The organism is Pandoraea sp. NE5, assembly GCF_024363545.1.
GTDB lineage: Bacteria > Pseudomonadota > Gammaproteobacteria > Burkholderiales > Burkholderiaceae > Pandoraea > Pandoraea cepalis.
Window position 1 is genome coordinate 3195930 of the sequence record NZ_AP025517.1, and the last position, 19566, is coordinate 3215495.

Sequence of the window (19566 nt, forward strand, 5' to 3'; positions counted from 1 at the left end):
GGATGCTCCGGCGGGCCGTCACGCTATCGGGACATCGTCTCGATCAGCTCGGGAAGAACACGTACTTCAGTACGAAGAGCACGGCGATCACCCAGGCGGCCGGGTGGACATCCTTCGCGCGGCCCGTGAAGAGCTTGAGCACGGCGTACGAGATGAAGCCGAATGCCAGACCGGTGGCGATCGAATACGTGAACGGCATGGCGAGGGCGGTCAGGGCGGCCGGGGTGGCTTCCGTGATGTCGTCCCACTCCACGTCGAGCAGCTCGCGCAGCATCAACCCGGCCACATAGAGCAATGCCGGTGCGGCCGCGTAGGCGGGCACCGAACCGGCCAGCGGCGCAATGAACAGGGCGAGGATGAAGAGCGCGGCAATCGTGAGCGCGGTGAGGCCGGTGCGTCCGCCCGCCTGCACACCCGAGGCGCTTTCCACGTAGGCCGTCGTGCTGCTCGTGCCCAACAGCGAACCGAAGAAAATCGCAATCGAATCGGCGAAGAGCGCGCGGCCGAGGCCCTTGTAGTGCGTACCTTCGAGCAGGCCGGCTCGCTTTGCCACGCCCATCAGCGTGCCCGTTGCGTCAAACACTTCCACCAGCACGAAGGCCAGAATGACGTGAACGAAGCCTGCATGCAATGCGCCCGGGATGTCGAGTTTGAGGAACGTCGGGGCGAGGCTCGGCGGCATGGCGAAAACGCCCTGGAACTGATTCAGTCCCAACACCATCGAGAGCACCGTCACGGCCAGAATACCGATCAGGATCGCGCCGCGAACGCGCAGGGCGTCGAGCACGGCAATCAGGAAGAAGCCGAAAATCGCGAGCAGGGCTTGCGGGGCGTGGAGATCGCCCAGGCCGATCTTCGTTGCCGGATTGGCGACGACCACGCCGGCGTTACCGAGCGCGATGATGGCGAGGAAGAGACCGATACCGGCGGCGATGGCGCATCGCAACGATTTGGGTACCCCGGCAATCAGCCAGGAGCGTATGCCCGTCACCGTCAGAATGATGAACAAACAGCCTGAGATGAACACTGCCCCCAGGGCTTGCTGCCACGAGTAGCCCATCGCGCCCACGACCGTGAAGGCGAAGAAGGCGTTCAGCCCCATGCCCGGCGCCATACCGATCGGGTAGTTGGCGATGAAGGCCATTACCACCGAGCCGATCGCGGCTGCGAGACAGGTCGCCACGAACACGGCGCTCTTGTCCATGCCCGTTGTGCCGAGAATATTGGGGTTGACGAAGATGATGTACGACATGGTCAGGAAGGTCGTGAGACCTGCCACCATTTCGGTGCGTACGTTGGAGCCATGCTCCTGGAGTTTGAAGAATTTTGTCAGCAACGTGCTCTCCTTGTGCCTTTGTTATGCCGTTGTCCGTGTGCAGCGGGGGCGCGCGCATTGTACTGTGCGCGAGTCCGTGCAGCGGAGTTTCTCAGAACTTGGTTCGCATGCCCAGCCCAAAAGTATTCCCGGCCTCCAGCCCGGATACCTTGTCGTTCAGGTAGGCCACATACAGATCGGTGCGCTTCGAGACGTTGTAGTCATAACCGACGGCCCAGGTATTTCGGCTGACGTCGTTCTGGCCAGAATTCTTCGTATAGGCGTACGACGCGATCGCGCTGCCTGCGCCGAGCGGCACCGACACCCCGAACTGAGCGCCGTTCGACGTCAGATTGCCCCCGGTGATCGTGTTCTTGATGTACTGATATTGCCCGTAGAATTTGACGACGTGAAAATCGTAAGTCAGGCCAGCCTGGAGCGCTTGCTGATTGCGAAAGCCGGTGATGCCGGCCTGATCGTCGGGCGTCGAATCGAACTTCACTTGCTGATACGCGAGCGTGGCGGCGAGCGGGCCGTGAAAATACATCGCGGCGGCGCTCCACTTGTTCTGCCCGGTCTCGCCGGCTTTGTTGCCGAAGGCATAAGACACGCTGGCCCCGAGCCCCTTGTAATCCGGCGTGGCGTACATCACGGCGTTGTTCCATCCCGAATCACCGACGATGCCTTGGCCGGCGAGGCCGAGGAACGTGTGATAGACCATCGGGCTGAACGTATACGAGTCAACGAAGGGGTTGAACAGAATCGTCGAGACGAAATACGACGTGGTAAGTCGGCCCATCGTGACCGTACCGAGCGTATTCGACTGTAGGCCGACGTAGGCATTCCGGGAGAAGAAGCTGTCGCCGGTGAAGCGTCCGTAATGTCCGGTTTGCGGCAGGAAGAAGTCCTCCAGCGCAAAGATCGCCTTGAGACCGTCGCCGAGATCTTCCGTGCCCTTCATCCCCCAGTACGACGTGGACATTCCGCCGCCGGCCTGCGTCCAGGTGCGTTCACCGCCGGGCGTTTTGACCGCACCGGCCCAGGCGTCGACCTGACCGTAAAGCGATACGTTCGATTGCGCGTGGGCGACGCCCGCGGCTCCGCAAACCGCGAGGGCAAGCGCGCCCCGCAGCCAACCTGCTGCCTTGCTCATGACTGTGTCTCCGTCTCGTTTTGATTTATGCGTGCCTCTGAACTTCGCTTCTCACCGAAGGGTGCAAGGGGGCACGCCTGAGTCATTGACACACTGACTTCACGTTGCGCGGGTATCGGTGCTGCTTTGAGGTGTGATTATTATTATCAAGATGCCGCTTGTGGCATATCACTCGGCGTTGATACTCGGTATTCCGTTGTTGGGGTGACGCTTGACCCTCGCATCCCTCTGCGGTCGGCCGCCGGGCCGGTACCCGTTTTCGTCGCTCCACGAAATTCGCTTTGGAAAACGGGTACCGGCCCGACGACTCGAAACACGCCAATCCATCGTCGCAACCTTCCCATCTACCCACCCCGCCACCATCACCACCCCCACCGTCACGACGACACCGCCGCTTCATGCGCGCAGGCTCTCGCCGACCGTCCCCACGTGCTGCGCATCTGCTGGTGACGGTCGGCGAGACCCTCGACATCCCATCAGTCCCTCGCCTCGCCCAGTCCACAACGGCCGTGGCTACCGACAACGCTGCAACACCATGCGTCCAACCAGCCCATGCATCAATTCGCGACAACATCGCAATACCCGGTGCGATCAAGTGTTTCGGCGCGGGCCTAATCAGGGAGAGAAACAGCGCGCGGCGACGACATCACGGTACCTGGCGTGGCCAAGTGTTTCAGAGTGAGCCTACTCAGGGCGAGAAAAAACTCACGACGAAGACATCACGATGCGGGCGTGGCGAAGTGCTCCGGATGCGTCCAGATGGAGCGTGAAACATTTCGCGAAGAAGTCACGAAACCGGGCATAGGGAAGTGCTTGGGGGATGGCGAGGCTCTCGACGATCGTCACCAGCAGATGCGTAGCACGTGGGGACGGTCGGCGAGAGCCTGGGCGCATGAGAAGACGGTGTCATCGTGACGACGAGGTGGGGGAATGCGGTGAGGTGGGGGCGTGGGGGAGGGGGCGACGATGTGTGGGTGCGTTTCGAGCTGTCGGGCCGGTGCCCGTTTTCCAAAGCGAATTTCGTGGAGCGACGAAAACGGGCACCGGCCCGGCGGCCGACCGCAGAGGGAGGCGAGGGTCAAGCGCCAAGCAGCACGAACAAAGCGTCGAGCAAAAATCAGCGAACCGCCCGCCAATTGGCCTGATGCGCCGTCAGCCACTTTTCGGCGAGCGAAGGATCGCCGTGCCGGTTCGGATGAAACGAAGGCGCGAGGTACTTGAGCATTGGCCCGGTGCTACGCCAGACGACCCCATCGCGCCCGAAGAACATCGTGATGAAACCCCACCACGTGCGGGGCTTGAAGAGGGTGCCGTCATGCCAGAGGTTATTGATCGTCTGCGCGTGGCTCTCAACTGCGAACATGAACAGCACGTAGAGATACGTGAGAACGCGTTGGCGTTCGCTGCCGCCTAGCGCGCGATAGAGATCGAATGCCACAGCCTTGTGCTCCGTTTCCTCGGCCGCGTGCCAGCGCCACATCAGGCGCATCTTCGGTTCGGCCTTCGCGAGCCAACGGTCGTAGCGAAGGGCCCCGTCGCCGAATACCGCCGTGCAGTGCTCGTAGGCGGCCGTCACGGCCAGCATGTACATTGGCGAGAGCTTGCGGCGGCGCGCCCACTGAATGCGTGTCGTCGCCCAGTTCTCCCAGTGATTGACCAGTCCCTGCTTCGCCAATTGTGCGTTGTACTGACCATGCAGGTGCCGATGCGTCGCTTCCTGTCCGATGAACTGGGCGATGTCTGCCCGAAGCGTGTCGTAGCTCGCATCGGCGGGCAGGCGATCCATCGTGTCGCGCACCGAGTCGATGAACGATTGCTCGCCCACCGGGAAGCTCATCGACAGCGCGTTGTAATACATGGTGCGATAGGCATCGCCGCTGTGCCAATGACGCGCGAAGCCATCGGCCAGATCGACAGTCAGTTTGCGTACGGTCAGGGCAGAAATGTCGTGGCTCATGGTGTCTTGCCTCTGCGGCGATGTTGAGGGATTCGCAGCGCCGACGCGGCGCGGCAAGCGCGTTCCGTTGCGGTCTCTTGAGTTTTGCGGCGAATGTGAGCATTATTCATTTTTCAGGCGCTTTGCCGCAACTCGCTTCCCGCTCAGGTTTTTCAAAATGGCCACACCCAAGCCGCCCGCGACCCAGAACACCCCGTCCGCCATGCGAAAGCGGCCGATGCAGGCACGGGCGCAACACACCGTCGAGACCATTTTTGAGGCTACCGCTCAGGTTCTCGACGAAGAAGGCGAGGCGGCGCTCACAACCAATCGCATCGCCCGCAAGGCAGGCTTCTCCATCGGTACCCTGTACCAGTACTTCCCGACCAAGGAGGCGATTCTGCTCGCGATGATCGCGCGCGAACGGCGTCGGGTGATGGACGAACTCAACGAGCGCATCGCCCGAGCGGCGGACGAGGGGGCCGACCCGGAACGCGTGATTCGCGAGCGGCTGCGGGTGCTTATCGAAGCTTTCGGCGCAGGCGGGCGTGTGAAACGCTCGCTCATCAAGATGGCGTGGCAACTCGATCACCACGAGAACATCATGCAAGCCATGCGCGAGGCGGCCGAACATATCGCTGTCGCCATGTCGCGGCGCGACGCGCCCGAAATGCGTCCACCCACCGCCGCCACCGTCTTCGTGCTCACGCGGGCCGTCATGGGCACGCTGCGCTCGGCCGCGCTCGAAGACTCCCCCTTGCTTGGCACTCCCGAGTTCGAGGACGAGCTTTACCGGTTGTGCTGGGGGCTGTTGCGCGCGGACGGCTAAGGCTACGGGTGCCCGTGTTGAAGAAGGCAACAAAAAAGCTGGCATCTGCCAGCTTTTTTGTGGGGACTACCGGGCGATCCTTGATGATCGCCCGTCGTTCGGCCCGGACGTTACTTCTTCATTACGCCTTCGCGACGCTTTCCAATGCAGCGTTGAACGTCTTGCTCGGACGCATGACCTGCTCGAGCTTCTCGAAGTCCGGCTTGTAGTAGCCGCCGATATCCGCCGGCTTACCCTGCACGTCGGCGAATTCGCCCACGATGGCCTTCTCGTTCTCGGTCAGTTGCTTGGCGAGCGATACGAAGTGCTTGGCCAGATCGGCGTCGTCCTTCTGCTCGGCCAATTCCTGCGCCCAGTACATCGCCAGATAGAACTGGCTGCCACGGTTGTCCAACTGGCCGGTCTTCGGCGACGGACCCTTGCTGTTGTCGAGCAGCTTGCCGGTGGCAGCATCGAGCGTCTTGGCGAGGATCTTGGCGCGCTGGTTGCCCGTCTTGATGCCCAGGTCTTCCAGCGAGACTGCCAGTGCCAGGAATTCACCCAGCGAGTCCCAGCGCAAGTGGTTCTCTTCCACCAGTTGCTTGACGTGCTTAGGTGCCGAGCCGCCGGCACCCGTTTCGTACATGCCGCCACCGGCCATCAGCGGCACGATCGACAGCATCTTGGCGCTGGTGCCCAGTTCCATGATCGGGAACAGGTCGGTCAGGTAGTCGCGCAGAATGTTGCCGGTCACCGAGATGGTGTCCAGACCGCGAATCACGCGCTCGAGCGTGTAACGCATGGCGCGCACTTGCGACATGATCTGGATGTCGAGACCGTTGGTGTCGTAATCCTTCAGGTACGTTTCAACCTTCTTGATCAGCTCGGCTTCGTGCGGGCGGTACGGGTCGAGCCAGAACACGGCCGGCATGCCCGAATTGCGCACGCGGTTCACGGCGAGCTTCACCCAGTCACGGATCGGCGCGTCCTTGACCTGGCACATACGCCAGATGTCGCCGGCTTCCACGTTCTGCGAGAGCAGCACTTCGCCCGTGGCGATGTCGACGATGTTCGCCACGCCGTCTTCGGCGATTTCGAAGGTCTTGTCGTGTGAGCCGTACTCTTCCGCTTTCTGAGCCATCAGGCCGACGTTCGGCACCGTACCCATGGTAGTCGGGTCGAAGTTGCCGTTGGTCTTGCAGAAGTTGATGATTTCCTGATAGATGCGCGCGAACGTGCTCTCCGGGATCACGGCCTTCGTGTCCTTCGGACGGCCGTCGGCACCCCACATCTTGCCGCCGATACGGATCATGGCCGGCATCGAGGCGTCGACGATCACGTCGTTCGGCGCGTGCAGATTCGAAATACCCTTGGCGGAGTCGACCATCGCCAGTTCCGGGCGATGCTCGTGGCAAGCATGCAGGTCGCGGATGATCTCTTCACGCTGCGTGCTAGGCAGCGATTCGATCTTCTCGTACAGATTCACGAGGCCGTTGTTGACGTTCACGCCCAGTTCGTCGAACAGCTTGCCGTGCTTTTCGAAAGCTTCCTTGTAGAAGATCTTCACGGCGTGGCCGAACACGATCGGGTGCGAGACCTTCATCATGGTGGCCTTCACGTGCAGCGAGAGCATCACGCCGGTCTTGCGCGCGTCTTCCATCTGCTCTTCATAGAAGTCGCACAGCGCCTTCTTGCTCATGAACATGCTGTCGATGATTTCGCCGTCGAGCAGCGCGACCTTCGGCTTGAGCACGATCGTCTTGCCGCTCTTGGTGACGAGTTCCATCTTGACGTCACGGGCGCGGTCGAGCGTCATCGACTTTTCGCCGTGGTAGAAGTCGCCATGCTTCATGTGCGCCACGTGCGTGCGCGAAGCCATGCTCCACTCGCCCATGCTGTGGGGGTGCTTCTTGGCGTAGTTCTTGACGGCGAGCGGGGCGCGACGATCCGAGTTGCCTTCGCGCAGCACCGGGTTGACGGCCGAACCGAGGCACTTCGAGTAACGCTTCTGGATGGCTTTCTCTTCGTCGGACTTCGGGTCTTCCGGAAAGTCCGGCACCTTGTAGCCCTTCGATTGCAGTTCCTTGATCGCGCTCTGGAGCTGGAACACCGACGCGCTGATGTTCGGCAGCTTGATGATGTTCGTATCCGGATCTTGCGTCAGACGACCCAGTTCGGCGAGGTTGTCCGGCACGCGCTGCGCTTCCGTCAGGAACTCGGGGAATTCTCCGAGGATACGAGCCGCGACCGAGATGTCGCTCGTCTCGACCGACACGCCCGCCGGTGCCGTGAACGTACGAATGATCGGGAGGAAAGCGCTGGTGGCCAGAAGCGGTGCTTCGTCGGTCAGGGTGTAGATGATGCTGGGTTGCTGCGTACTCATCGCTGGTCTCGGATTCAAGAAGCAGGGAACGGTGGGGGAGCGCTGCCGACTGGGGTAACAGTCAGCTAGCCATGACGAATTTTTCCGATTGTGACACGGGTCGGGGGCAAAACTGAAATGCCTTTTCGTAATGTGAATGCTTTAGTCTTATATAAGACTGGCACTGAAGCGCCCATGATGTCGTGGAAAACCCCGTAGGACGGGGCACGGCTCACCGAAGCCTGGGTCATGAAGCGAGCGGAAAAGCGATTAATTCAGATTGTTCTTCATTTTCAATAGGTAAAATCTATTGAAAATGAGTGCGGCATGGACTCGGTAGCGCGAGATTCCGTGAGGCGTGCGTGCCGGTTATTCGCATTTCCCCGAGAGAACGAGGGCCTCAGCCTTTCGTGGCTGGAGACATGCCCATGCGACAAGTCCATGAACTACGCGCGTCCAAGTCTGAAATATGCGGGGGGAAGGGCGGACGCGGTTGCGAGCAGAGAGATGTGGGCGCTTTGTCGCCAATAGGATGACGGTCACGCGCCGGGCATTGTGTATTGGCGTATTCAATTCGGACGCCCAATGCAAAAAGGGCCGACGCATCGTCGGCCCTTCGAATCTGGTGGGTGGTACAGGGATTGAACCTGTGACCCCTGCCGTGTGAAGGCAGTGCTCTACCGCTGAGCTAACCACCCAAATCATTAACTAAATCAATGATTTAGTGCTGATTGCTGAAGCTTTTGTTTCGCAATCAGGAGCAGAACTTTAACTGTTTTCGTAGAAGCCTGCAACTTTTCTTTTGTTCTTTTTTGCTGCCGCCGTGACGATATCTCTCGATCACTTCACGCCGTTTCTCGCGATGACTCGCAAGCAGCAAAGACCGCAATTATAGGGATGTTTTTCGTGCTTGGGAAGGCCTTCGTGCGAATTTTCCGTGTGGTTCGTTGCGAACTCACGCCGTTTGTGCCGTGTCGCCTTCCGGGGGCGCCGGTTCGATACGCCATACGCACGTCCCCTTCATCCCCTTGTCGATGTCGTTCAGCACACCGGCATGCTGAGCGACCTCGTCATCTGCTGCCGCGATTACGGGAAGATCGAACTGGCGCAACGAAATCTTTTCGCGCTGGGTGCCCACATCGCCCCCGTCGCCATCGCCGATCTCGATGACGAGACTCTCCTGGCCGCGCGTCATGGCGAGGTACACGTCGGCGAGCAATTCCGCGTCGAGCAAGGCGCCGTGCAGCGTACGGTGCGCGTTGTTCACGCCGAGACGCTCACAGAGGGCGTCCAGCGAATTGCGTCGACCGGGGAACATCTCCCGGGCACGCAGCAGCGTGTCGATCAGACTCGAGCAATGCTGCATGAACGGCGGCCAGCCGAGGCGGGCGAATTCCATATCCAGGAAGCCCAGGTCGAACGCCGCGTTGTGAATAATGATTTCGGCGTCGCGGCAGTACTCGCGCAACTCTTCCGCAATCTCGGCGAATTTGGGTTTGTCGGAAAGGAATTCGGTGGTGAGTCCGTGCACCGCCAATGCGCCCGGATCGCTGTCGCGCTCGGGGTTGATATAGAAGTGCAGGTTGTTGCCGGTCAGGCGGCGATTGACCAGTTCGACGCAACCGATTTCCAGCAGACGGTCCCCCGTCTTCGCATTCAGGCCGGTGGTTTCGGTATCGAGGATCAGTTGTCGCATGCTGTTCGTTGAATCTAGTGTGCTTCGTGTGCTTTCGGAATTGACGCGCCGCGGGTCATGACCCCTCACGCAATGCGCGGATACTGCTCAAGCCGCGGCGATGGCCACCGGCTCACTGGCCGCGACGCAGGCTCTCAACGCCTCGGTTGGCCAACTGGTCGGCGGCTTCGTTGCCGTCGTGGCCGGCATGACCTTTCACCCAACGCCAGTCGATCTCGTGTTTCTGCGAGACGGCGTCGAGTGTCTGCCACAGGTCGGCGTTCTTCACCGGCGCCTTGGCGGCGGTTTTCCAGCCACGGGCCTTCCAGCCGTGAATCCACTCGCTGATGCCTTTCTGCACATACTGCGAGTCGGTGTGCAGCACCACGCTGCAGGGCTTGTTCAGGGCTTCGAGCGCGCGAATGACGGCCAGAAGCTCCATGCGGTTGTTGGTCGTGTTGGCTTCGCCGCCGAACATTTCCTTGCGGTGTTTGCCCGCGACGAGCAGGGCGCCCCAGCCGCCGGGGCCAGGATTGCCTTTGCAGGCACCGTCGGTGTAAATCTCAACTTGCGGCAAGGTCATCTCTCAAACGATCAATCGGGCGCGTCGGCCGCTTCCGCCATCTGGCGATGCGTGGTGTTGGGGGTTGCCACGGGGGCCGCCGCCGGCTGGAGGCCGAGTATACGCTTGCGCACTTTGCCGACCAAGCGCATGCCTCGCACGCGCTTGACCGCGCGCACCGCATAGAGTGCCCCGAAAATTGGCCACCAACGGTCGCCGGCCGGTTCCATGAACTCGAAGCGCTGCAGCCAGTGCTCGCCGCGCAGGGGCGGACGGTAGCAGCCGAAGCGGCCGCGATCGATGTCGAAAGAGAGCAGCTTGAGCCAGTCCTTCAGACGCGTGAAGGCGATGAGATCGGCGCCAGGCGGCAGGAACGGCGTGCCGGCGAGTCGTCCCAGCTCTTCGCGCGCACCCCACAGGCTCAGATTATTGAAGCCGGTGATGATGACCTGTCCCTCGGGCACGAGTATGCGTTCGACCTCGCGCAGGATGTCGTGCGGATTCTCGGCAAACTCGAGCACGTGCGGCAGGACCACGAGATCGGTGCTCGCCGTGGCGATAGGCAACTCGTCGAAGCGGCTCACGAGGATGTCGCGTGGGATCATGTCGGCCGCGCCCGCGTGGCACGACGGCGTGCCACTGGTTGTATCGCTGGCGGCCTTGGTCACGAGCGGCGAGGCGTCGGGGCCGCGCGCAGCCGTCAGGACGAGACCGCGATAAGGCATGCGGTTCTCGCGCAGGGTATCCAGTTCGGGGCGGCCAAGTTGCAGCGCGTGATAGCCGAACAGATCCCCGACCCATTGGTCGAAAAGGGCCTGTTCCCATGCGAGCGCGTAGCGGCCTGGTGGTGAGACGAGCCAGAGGGGCCAGTCTATAATCGGACGTTCTGACATGGTGGCGAGTATATATGGATGCGCACGCAGATGCGGTAAGTGAGGCGTCGGCCGGAACAATGACCGTCTTTCCCGTCCCCGCGTTCCAGGACAATTATCTCTGGGTCGTCGATAACGGCAAAGATGCCGTGGTGGTCGACCCGGGCGACGCCGCGCCGGTGCTCGCCTATCTCGAATCGCGTAATCTCACGCTGCGCGCCATTCTCATCACGCACAAACATGCCGATCACATCGGCGGTGTCGATGCGCTGCTCGAGCATTTCAACGTTCCCGTGCACGGCCCGGCCGGCGAAGCCATCGCCTGCGTCGATCATCCGCATGGCGGCGGCGAGACGGTTCACATCGCCGCCCCGGCCATGACGCTGGAAGTGATCGACGTGCCCGGCCACACCCAAGGGCATATCGCATATTTCCTCGGCGCCGGGGCCGCAGGCGCGCCGCATCTCTTCTGCGGCGACACACTGTTCTCGTGCGGCTGCGGACGCCTGTTCGAGGGCTCGCCTGCACAGATGCTCGCTTCGCTGGATGCGCTCGCCGCGCTGCCGCCCGCCACGCTCGTGCACTGCGCGCACGAATACACGCTGTCGAACATTCGCTTCGCGCTGGCGGTCGATCCGGATAACGCGGCGCTCAATGCGTGGCATCGGGAGGCAACGGCGCTTCGCGCGGCCGGCCGTCCCACATTGCCCACGACGCTCGCCCAGGAGCGCGTGACCAACCCCTTCCTGCGCAGCGACGCACCGGCCGTCATCGCGGCTGCGCAACGCCATGCAGGGCGTGCGTCGCTCTCTCGCGAGGCGGTATTCGCCACCGTGCGTAGCTGGAAAGACAGCTTCCGTTGATCGTGACTCTGCCACGCTGTCAACAGCGTGGCATGGCATGACATTGTCACAAAGCGGGCGTTGACATGTTCGCTCACACCTGCTCAGCCTTGCCGCATCCCCGCCCTGCGATGTTTCGGTCTCTTATCGATCCCATCGGGCCCGCCGTCCCGGCGTCTCGTTTCAGCCACATCGCGACCGTCCAAGATCGGGGATAACCCTCAAATTTGGGGTCTTTTTGCGTAAATTTTGCAAAAAAATTAGGCAGAATGGTTGACGCATCTGAAGGGTTTCCTTACCATTCTTGCCAATTTCATGAAGATGCAACCCAATTCGAGCCCGATCAATGCGACTTATCGTTAGCTTGCTACTGACGCTGCTTCTGGCGGCGTGTGCCGGCACAGCACCGACCAACGGTGCATTGAGTTCCACGCCGACTGCGCAAGGCCAATCGCCTCTCGCCACGACAGCCAAAGGCAAGCAACGCGTCTCAAGCGATCAGACCATTGACCTTGACAGCGACTCGATCAACGACCTGGCCTACGGCAGCGACGACGCCGACCTCTGGTCGCGCATTCGTCACGGTTTCGCGATCCCCGATCTGGACACCGACCTCGCGCAGGACCGCACGCAGTGGTACGCGCAGCGTCCCGAATACGTCGAGCGCATGATCGAGCGCTCGAGCAAATACCTGTTCCACATCGTTGAAGAACTCGAGCGCCGTCATATGCCGACGGAACTCGCGCTGCTGCCGTTCGTGGAAAGCGCGTATAACCCGCAGGCGCTCTCGACGGCGAAGGCGGCCGGCATGTGGCAGTTCATTCCCAGCACGGGCAAGACGTACAACCTCAAGCAGAACATGTTCCAGGACGAGCGCCGCGACGTGCTCGCCTCGACGACCGCAGCGCTCGACTACCTCTCGAAGCTCTATGCGATGTTCGGTGACTGGCAACTGGCGCTCGCGGCCTATAACTGGGGCGAAGGCAACGTGCAGCGTGCGATCGAGCGTAATCAGGCGCAAGGGTTGCCGACCGATTACCTGAGCCTGCGCATGCCGACCGAGACGCGTTACTACGTGCCGAAGCTGCAGGCGATCAAGAACATCATTGCGCACCCGGAAATCTACAGCGTGAAGCTGCCCGAGATTCCGAATCACCCGTACTTCGTCAGCGTGACCACCAAGCGCGACATCGACGTGGCATTGGCCGCGAAGCTGGCCGACCTGCCGCTCGACGAATTCCGCGCGCTCAATCCGTCGTTCCGCAAGCCGGTGATTCTTGGCGCGGCACAGCCGAAGATTCTCCTGCCGTTCGATAGCGCCGAAGTGTTTCAGCGTCGTCTGAAGGGTTATGACAAGCCGCTTTCGAGCTGGACGACCTACACGTCCGCATCGCGTGAGCGTCCGGAAGACGTCGCGCGCAAGCTGGGTGTCGACGCCGCGGTCATCCGTTCGGTCAATAACATTGCGCCGCGCATGCGCCTCAAGGCGGGCTCGACGTTGCTGGTGCCGCGCTCGGACGACATTGACCAGGACATCAGCGCGTCGGTAGCACGCAATGCCGTGCTTGCGTTGGAGCCGGATATTCCCGATACGCGCAAGGTGATGGTGCGCGCTCGCAAGCACGACACGCTCGCCCGCGTGGCCCAGCGCAGTGGCGTGAGCGTCGCACAGATCAAGAGCTGGAATCGTCTGCGTCGCGATACGCTCACGTCGGGCCAACTGCTGGTGCTTCACGTACCGGTCAAGGACGCCTTGCGCGTGGCGGCTGCGTCCGAGGCCCCGGCGGCCACGGGCGACGGCGAAGCGCAGCGTACGCGTCTGGTGCGCGGCAAGCATGGCAAGATGATCCGCGTGGTGGAGCGTCGGCCGGCCAAGGCTGCCGTCGCTGACAATAGGACCGCAACGGCCAAGGTGGCATCGAAGGGGCGGGCGAAGGCCCCTGCGAAGACAGTCGCCAAGATGGCTTCGAAGCCCACCGCCAAGAAGGCACCTGCGAAGGTGACCAAGACGGCACAACGCTGAGCGTAAGCTTTCTGTTAGCCGGGCGATCGCGCGTCCCCAAAGTCAGGTGAGGCAGGACGCCGGTGAGGAATTCAGTCACTGGTGTCCGTGAGATGTCCCCCTGGCTTCGCGATCCGACAGCACCCGTCGATAGACGCCATTGTGACGTTGCAACACACCGCGATCGACAAGATATCGCCGCAGTCGGGCGTAATCGGTGGTGAACAATTGGCAGATTCTGGATATCTCCAATTCCGTGTATTCGACTTCCGGAGCGAAAGCCGTCGCGATCTTTTCGATGACGAGATCCGTTTCCAGCTGTCGATCGCTCAAATCTTCAGCGCTACGATGCTGCCGATCGGCAATGTCCCCCCACGCCGTGTCGACATCCGAAAATCCACGCTCATTTCGCTGAATGAGACCAATGCTCAGTAACTGGGTCACGATTTTGCCGACGACCTTTGCATCGGTGCCAACTCTCTCCGCGATATCGGCAAGGCGACCGACGCCGAGGACGATTGCCGCGTAAACGGCGCGTGTCTCACGTGACGTCATCGTGGCAACGATGGCGTTTTTGCGAAGACGTTGGTTCAGTGCGTGCTCCCCAATCGGCAAGTAGCTGCTGCGAATTGGAATTTCTCCGAGTTCGACAAGCTCGGACTGCAGTGACTGCCAACGGAGCACGCGTTCACTCTGTTGACGCTTCCGAACAATACCCAAGCCACTTTGGCGATATTTGTGCGACTCCGGCAGCGTTATCAACTCGAACGAATTGTCCAGCCTGTGCAACAGGGCTTCCCAGATCGGCGTTCTGACTCTGCGAACGCGTGGCTCGCCATTCCTGCTGATGGTGGTCAGCATGGTCGGCTCATGCAGGCACAGAAAGCCACCGGGCGCGATGTGTTCCCAGAGCGCCGCGACGAATCTGACGTCGTCGGCCGGCGTGCCTGCATCGATCCACGCGATGTCTATCGGTCCCCATGAAGCGATGGTGGCGGCGTCGAGTGCATAGAAGTCGCGGTTGACGAAGGTCACGAATCCTCTGTCGATATCATGATGCTTCAATGCATCCCATGCCGCTTCGGCCGAGGAGCCTTCGACCGAGAAGTTGTCGATGGTAATCAGCCTGGGTTGATAGACGTCGGGAATTCCGGTCGGATCCAGAAGTGCGCTGCGTTCTTGCCAAGTCGAGGCATCCAGCAAATCCCTATCGTGTTGCCATGCCTGCCGCGCCTGCTGGAGTGCCTTCGCGATGAAAATCGTGCTGTCGCCGGCACCTATCTCGACGACGGTTGCGGGGCGGGTCATGCAGATAAGTGCCGAGATTAGACTGGCGCTGCTCTCGGTACCCATTCCGGATCTAATCATGTGCATAGGCACTCCCTCCAGAGAGTAATCGCAGCATGCCGGCTTCCACAAAGTTGGCGATGTTCAGCGGCACGGATTCCGGTATCGCTTTCCATTGCTCGTCCAGGGAGAAGATGCGTTGAGAAGCTTCGCTCAATCGAATGGTTCGGCCGTTAAGCTGGTTGATCACTACGCGTCCGATCCCGGGTGCGTCGGCAAAGCGGCAGGTGGGTTCGATCATGTAGCGGACCGCAGGAGATGCCGGGAACGCCTCATCGAGCTCGATGAATCCATGTCGATACAGCGCGACCAATAGCGTGGCCGCCTCATGCACTACACCATTGACTTCCATGCCCGACAACGCACCCACGGTCGTCCCTCCCACGAGCGCCTGAACGTCCGCATGACGAAACCCTCCAAACGCCTGCGCGCTTTCCACCACAACAAGCGACGATCGAACTCCCCGAGTACCGACAAGCCGAGGCGTGTCGTGAGCGATGCGTACCGAACGAGACCATCTGACTAAGTGATGTGGCTGCAGGAATTCAGGGCAGGCGGCAAGCGGGTTGTGCAATTGCGGCGGTATTGACTTGCAAAGCGTGTAGCTACCGTTTTCGTCGCCGTGGCCGCCCTGGAGATACTCGGCAAGCTGCCAGGCGTATCCGCCCGTGCCCCGATAGAAGTTGGGTTGAATCGGATCGGTTCTCATGGTCGTTCAAGCCGATTTCAATATGACAATTGCCGTTGCCATGCCTACGGCAGCCCCGTCCTGTACTTCGGACGGGATTATTTCTTCGACCGTGAGGCCGCTGGCCTGCGCGATGGGGACGATTGACGACGGTGTCCACATCCGGTCTCGAAGATCGCAAACGACCCCTTCGATATTCCCATCATCACTCCGTCCCGATTGCGCAAACACGGATCGATGCATGATCCGCTTGTCGCTGTCGTATTTGTAGGCCCACCAGATGAGCGTGGCTTCCCCGTTACTCCGCCGAAATGGCACTACGGTGCATCGCTTGTCCATGAACGAAAGGCGCTCGGGTGTCCCGTCACCGAAGACGGCGAGCATCATCCTTGAACCGCCATCGCGCAGTTGCGCCTTCGCGCCACGCAACAGCACTTCGAGCTTGTCGTCGTCGAGAATGAAATTGACGGTCGCATCGCCAAAAAGCACGACATCGAAGCGTCGTTCCGTGATCGGCCTCGGCAAATCAAATATGTCGCCTTGGAGCGCGTGAATGTGGTTGTGACTGATGGCCGCGTTGAAGCGGTCGATGGCCACGGGAGAGATGTCGATGCCAAAGCTCTCCTTCAGCGAAAACTTCCTGGCGAGCTGAAGGAGCAGCCGACCATCGCCGCAGCCGAGATCGAGAACATTTTGCCCATCGCGGACAATAGATTCCGCGGCGGAAAAATCCCACGTCGCACGGACGGTCGTTAACTCATACTCGTCGAATAGCGGCTCGTCGAAGTAGTAATGGCTGGCTCTGAGATTTGCTATGCCCGATGTCACGATGCGATCCAAAGGGGCTTGCAACGTTACCGAGTTCGAATCGTTTGGCTTCGATCCGAAGCGTCCTATCCCATCCATCAACAAGCTCCTTTTGTGACCATGCCTGGTCGGTTTTTGACGTTTAATGCGAGGCCGCAAGCGCCGACGATCGCCGCAGCGACGCCAGCAGCCACGAGCGCCGTGCTCACGTGCGCCGTACTGATCATGCCGGCGCTCAGGAAGCCGAGAAATACCGAAGACTGTATGCAAAACAGGTAGGCGGGCATCAGGTTGACACGCCGCTGAGGATCGATCGCCTTCATCATGAAACTCGCTGTGAGCGTGTTCTGAATGCCGTTCGCCGATCCAATCAGAAACGTGGCGCACATGATGATCCATGCCGTGTCGCTCAAGGCGAGCCATAAAATCCCGAAACCGATGACACTGGCTGCAATAGAGGCGCCGGCGGCGTCGCCGAATCTTGCCAACATCCCGGAAAAAAGCACGGGACCGACGATCAGTCCGACACTCAACGCGCTGATCACGAGTCCGTAGATATCCGCGCTGAATTGCAGTTCGGTGCGAATTCGGAAAATCAACAACACATTTAGGGTGGATGTCAGCACGACCGTCATCAACAATGGGGAGACCGCACGGACCACACCGGCTGTACGAAACAGACCGGTCAGGTCTAGTCGTGCCTTCCGCTTGTCTTGTGTGGGCACCTGATCGGATTTTCTGCCGCAAGCATCCAGTACGTTGAACGACCTCGCGGTGACAGACGCGGCGACCAGCACCAACAGCGCCAGCAGCAACAGCCCCCGCGAGCGCTCGGCCGTGCCGTATAGCAGCCCGCCGAGCGCGGGACCGCCCACGTAACCCATATTTCGCACCGATTGCGCAATCCGGTTGATGCGATCGATGTGCCGTTCGTTGTTGGTAACGCCAGGAATGGCGACCATGATTGCCGCCCACTGAAGGGATCCCGTGGATCCGAGCGCCATTGATACGACGACGTAGCTCCAGAAGTGGTTGGCCAATGACGCGATCGCGATCAGAAGCGATTGAATGAGAAAAGCCGCAGGAATCGTCTTGCGAGGCCCGATTCGCCGGAGGACCATGGGGGCAATCGGACCAGCAAGCATGCCTCCGATGAGACCGGCGGCGAGCAATATCGATATCGAGAGCGTATCGTCGGCCATCCTCAGGGCGAAAGTCACTTGAGCGGCCTCATCGGCGAAGCTGCCGAACGACACGGAGATGCCAATGAAAACGAGCGCCCATCGGCCCATGATGCTCATCAAAGGGCTCCCCACCGCGCCAGCGATGCGGCGACGCTCAGGAGATCATCGTTGAGCATTCGGTCTTTCCCGCTCGATAGGTTGGAAATATTCACTTGCTGGCCGGCGCTCAGGCGACTCAGAAAGTCGTGCAATGCACGGCTGTATCTGAAGTTGCCGCAATGGCCGTTGGCCGCGACCAGGACTTCTCCGTCCCGAAATACCGGCATCCACTGCAGCGTGCTGATGGCGTTGAGGGCGATGATGTTGTTCAGTGTTTCGACGTCAACGATTGGACGACCGACGTTCAACCGGCTGCTGGTGTCCGAGATGAGTTGGGAAATCATCATTCGTCTTTTCAGAGCCTTGTCGTCAAGCAAGGCCCTCAAGGACGAAAGCAGAAGCTCGTCATCGGGGTTCAGACTCGCGATGCCGGACGAGCGCACGTCATGGCGGGTACGATTGGGTGTCTGGAGGCGGTCCTGCACGTAGTTCGCGTTTTGCTGAGCGTCGTTGCCGGTCTCCCAGAATGCGATGTTCACGTTTACCGACACGTCGGATTTTGTTTCGGCAACGTGCAGCCAGTCCTCGGGGAAATAAGTAACTCGATTCCTTTTGTTCTCAAGCGGAATGGCTTCAGACTTGAATGACTCATAGTCTGGAAATCGCACGCCAATGAGATCCGACCGGACTCCGGGCCAAGTGAACATCGTTTTTCCATCGCGCAAGGTGAACCCGAAGTTGTGCGCATGATCCACATGAATTCCGATATGAGTGGATGAATATCGCCCGATAAAGCAATCAAGATCGACGCGGCCGCCAGGTCGATAGCCTATTGATAAGGCGAGTCGATCAGAAAACGCTTTTGCGATATCCCAGATAGTTGGGCTTGCCGCATGAAGCCCGTAGTACATGACCGCCCACTCGTCATCGCCGGCGAGACGCCCGACTCTAGACACATAATCCTCGAGCGTGTTATCCGTGGGAAGCGCAAGGAAATCAGGGCGCGGTTCTGGCGAGCGCTTTCCATTGAAAGCCGTTATGGCTTCGGAATTCGGGTTGCGGGAGCGAATGTCGCTCGCGCACGCAGCATATTCCTGGAGCGCACCCATCAAATCTTTTTCGTTGAATGGAATCTGCGATATGACCATTTCCGTCGCTTGCTTACCCCATAATTCATTCGCGAATTGCGGCGACAGGAAGGTGGCCATATTCGATGTTCCGTTCAGGGAGATTTGGGAAAATGAGCAAGAGGCATCGGCCTCTTGCTCGCAGCGCGGAAACAGCAATGAATGAGCTTTGTTTCGACTTTCAGGTGGCCTCTGCGACGGCCGTGACTTCGTCATCGTTACGCTGCGCATACTTGACATTGGCCACGACAGGCGCCACCTCGAAATCATTGCGCTGTGCATATTTCACGTTGGCTACGATTGGATCAACCTCGTCAGCGGTCAATTCACGATTTCTTGGGATGTTTTTCAGAGGAATCGGCATTTTGACAATCCTTTTAAAGAAATATGAATTTGTGAAAAGTTATGCGCACATCCTGATTTTTCCATTGGAAATGATGGCTGCGTGAGGATTAAAGTTGCATTAGATGTAATAGAAGTGTCAAGCGTGGGTGACGTCGATTTGGCGCGATAGATCCTTTGTGGGTGCACTGAATGAATCTATTTTCTCGGCTTTGATTCATTAAAATCAATGATTTAGAAAGTATCTCTGGGATTTTTCCGATTAATGCAAAGGAGGATGCGGCGGGGCTCAAGTTTCGGACGTTTTCGTACCACAAGGGCGCATCGGTTGAGCACGTGCCCAATCGTCGTTTCTGTTGGCAACTGTTGTAGTCTTGCCTACGCGACGTCGTGAGGTATCCGCCGCTGTCGGCGGGCGGTGCGGTAGTCCGTTCGTGGCGCTGCC

General features: G+C 59.9%; 16 protein-coding genes and 1 tRNA gene. 3 read left to right on the top strand and 14 right to left on the bottom strand.

Annotated features, from left to right (window positions below):
• Positions 1 to 43: 43 nt before the first annotated feature.
• The 3 genes from PanNE5_RS14575 to PanNE5_RS14585 all read right to left on the bottom strand — a co-directional run bounded on the left by PanNE5_RS14575 (position 44) and on the right by PanNE5_RS14585 (position 4425).
• On the bottom strand, positions 44 to 1336 hold the full coding sequence (locus tag PanNE5_RS14575; protein ID WP_017231806.1) for an NCS2 family permease: 1293 nt from the start codon (positions 1334 to 1336) through the stop codon (positions 44 to 46).
• A 91-nt stretch (positions 1337 to 1427) separates the two neighbouring features.
• Positions 1428 to 2468: a porin gene (locus PanNE5_RS14580; RefSeq protein ID WP_261938218.1), complete on the bottom strand. Its 1041-nt coding sequence runs from the start codon at positions 2466 to 2468 to the stop codon at positions 1428 to 1430.
• Positions 2469 to 3585: 1117 nt separating this feature from the next.
• A complete protein-coding gene (locus tag PanNE5_RS14585) occupies positions 3586 to 4425 on the bottom strand; it encodes a metal-dependent hydrolase (protein WP_017231808.1) in 840 nt (279 codons plus the stop codon).
• A 157-nt stretch (positions 4426 to 4582) separates the two neighbouring features.
• On the opposite strand from PanNE5_RS14585, the gene PanNE5_RS14590 reads away from it, so the two are divergent.
• A complete protein-coding gene (locus tag PanNE5_RS14590; RefSeq protein WP_261938219.1) occupies positions 4583 to 5233 on the top strand; it encodes a TetR/AcrR family transcriptional regulator in 651 nt (216 codons plus the stop codon).
• A 121-nt stretch (positions 5234 to 5354) separates the two neighbouring features.
• On the opposite strand, the gene PanNE5_RS14595 is transcribed toward PanNE5_RS14590, so the two are convergent.
• The 5 genes from PanNE5_RS14595 to PanNE5_RS14615 form a co-directional block, all read right to left on the bottom strand.
• The gene (locus tag PanNE5_RS14595) at positions 5355 to 7595 is read right to left on the bottom strand and encodes an NADP-dependent isocitrate dehydrogenase (RefSeq protein ID WP_150562823.1); all 2241 of its coding nucleotides are present in this window, start codon (positions 7593 to 7595) and stop codon (positions 5355 to 5357) included.
• Between the two features lie 602 nt (positions 7596 to 8197).
• Positions 8198 to 8272 (bottom strand) — tRNA-Val (locus tag PanNE5_RS14600).
• A 257-nt stretch (positions 8273 to 8529) separates the two neighbouring features.
• Entirely contained in the window at positions 8530 to 9270 is a 741-nt protein-coding gene (dnaQ, locus tag PanNE5_RS14605; RefSeq protein ID WP_017231811.1) for a DNA polymerase III subunit epsilon, read from the bottom strand.
• Positions 9271 to 9382: 112 nt separating this feature from the next.
• Complete coding sequence (rnhA, locus tag PanNE5_RS14610; protein ID WP_017231812.1) at positions 9383 to 9832, bottom strand: ribonuclease HI; 450 nt, start codon at positions 9830 to 9832, stop codon at positions 9383 to 9385.
• 11 nt (positions 9833 to 9843) lie between these two features.
• The gene (locus tag PanNE5_RS14615; RefSeq protein WP_017231813.1) at positions 9844 to 10704 is read right to left on the bottom strand and encodes a methyltransferase domain-containing protein; all 861 of its coding nucleotides are present in this window, start codon (positions 10702 to 10704) and stop codon (positions 9844 to 9846) included.
• Positions 10705 to 10763: 59 nt separating this feature from the next.
• Between PanNE5_RS14615 and gloB the strand changes: the two genes are divergently transcribed.
• Both gloB and PanNE5_RS14625 read left to right on the top strand, forming a co-directional pair.
• Positions 10764 to 11546, top strand: a complete 783-nt coding sequence (gloB, locus tag PanNE5_RS14620) for a hydroxyacylglutathione hydrolase (RefSeq protein ID WP_026131570.1) — start codon at positions 10764 to 10766, stop codon at positions 11544 to 11546.
• 325 nt (positions 11547 to 11871) lie between these two features.
• A complete protein-coding gene (locus PanNE5_RS14625) occupies positions 11872 to 13548 on the top strand; it encodes a transglycosylase SLT domain-containing protein (protein WP_261938220.1) in 1677 nt (558 codons plus the stop codon).
• 75 nt (positions 13549 to 13623) lie between these two features.
• On the opposite strand, the gene PanNE5_RS14630 is transcribed toward PanNE5_RS14625, so the two are convergent.
• The 6 genes from PanNE5_RS14630 to PanNE5_RS14655 all read right to left on the bottom strand — a co-directional run bounded on the left by PanNE5_RS14630 (position 13624) and on the right by PanNE5_RS14655 (position 19143).
• Positions 13624 to 14880: a DUF2087 domain-containing protein gene (locus PanNE5_RS14630; protein ID WP_261938221.1), complete on the bottom strand. Its 1257-nt coding sequence runs from the start codon at positions 14878 to 14880 to the stop codon at positions 13624 to 13626.
• A 7-nt stretch (positions 14881 to 14887) separates the two neighbouring features.
• Complete coding sequence (locus PanNE5_RS14635; protein WP_261938222.1) at positions 14888 to 15583, bottom strand: hypothetical protein; 696 nt, start codon at positions 15581 to 15583, stop codon at positions 14888 to 14890.
• A 6-nt stretch (positions 15584 to 15589) separates the two neighbouring features.
• Positions 15590 to 16468, bottom strand: a complete 879-nt coding sequence (locus PanNE5_RS14640) for a class I SAM-dependent methyltransferase (protein ID WP_017231818.1) — start codon at positions 16466 to 16468, stop codon at positions 15590 to 15592.
• Positions 16468 to 17670, bottom strand: coding sequence for an MFS transporter (locus PanNE5_RS14645; protein WP_261938223.1), 1203 nt, complete (start codon positions 17668 to 17670; stop codon positions 16468 to 16470). Before PanNE5_RS14645 ends, PanNE5_RS14640 begins: the two co-directional genes overlap by 1 nt.
• Complete coding sequence (locus PanNE5_RS14650; RefSeq protein WP_017231820.1) at positions 17670 to 18860, bottom strand: hypothetical protein; 1191 nt, start codon at positions 18858 to 18860, stop codon at positions 17670 to 17672. The genes PanNE5_RS14645 and PanNE5_RS14650 overlap by 1 nt, the downstream gene beginning before the upstream one ends.
• A 100-nt stretch (positions 18861 to 18960) precedes the next feature.
• A complete protein-coding gene (locus PanNE5_RS14655) occupies positions 18961 to 19143 on the bottom strand; it encodes a hypothetical protein (protein ID WP_017231821.1) in 183 nt (60 codons plus the stop codon).
• Between the last annotated feature and the right edge of the window lie 423 nt (positions 19144 to 19566).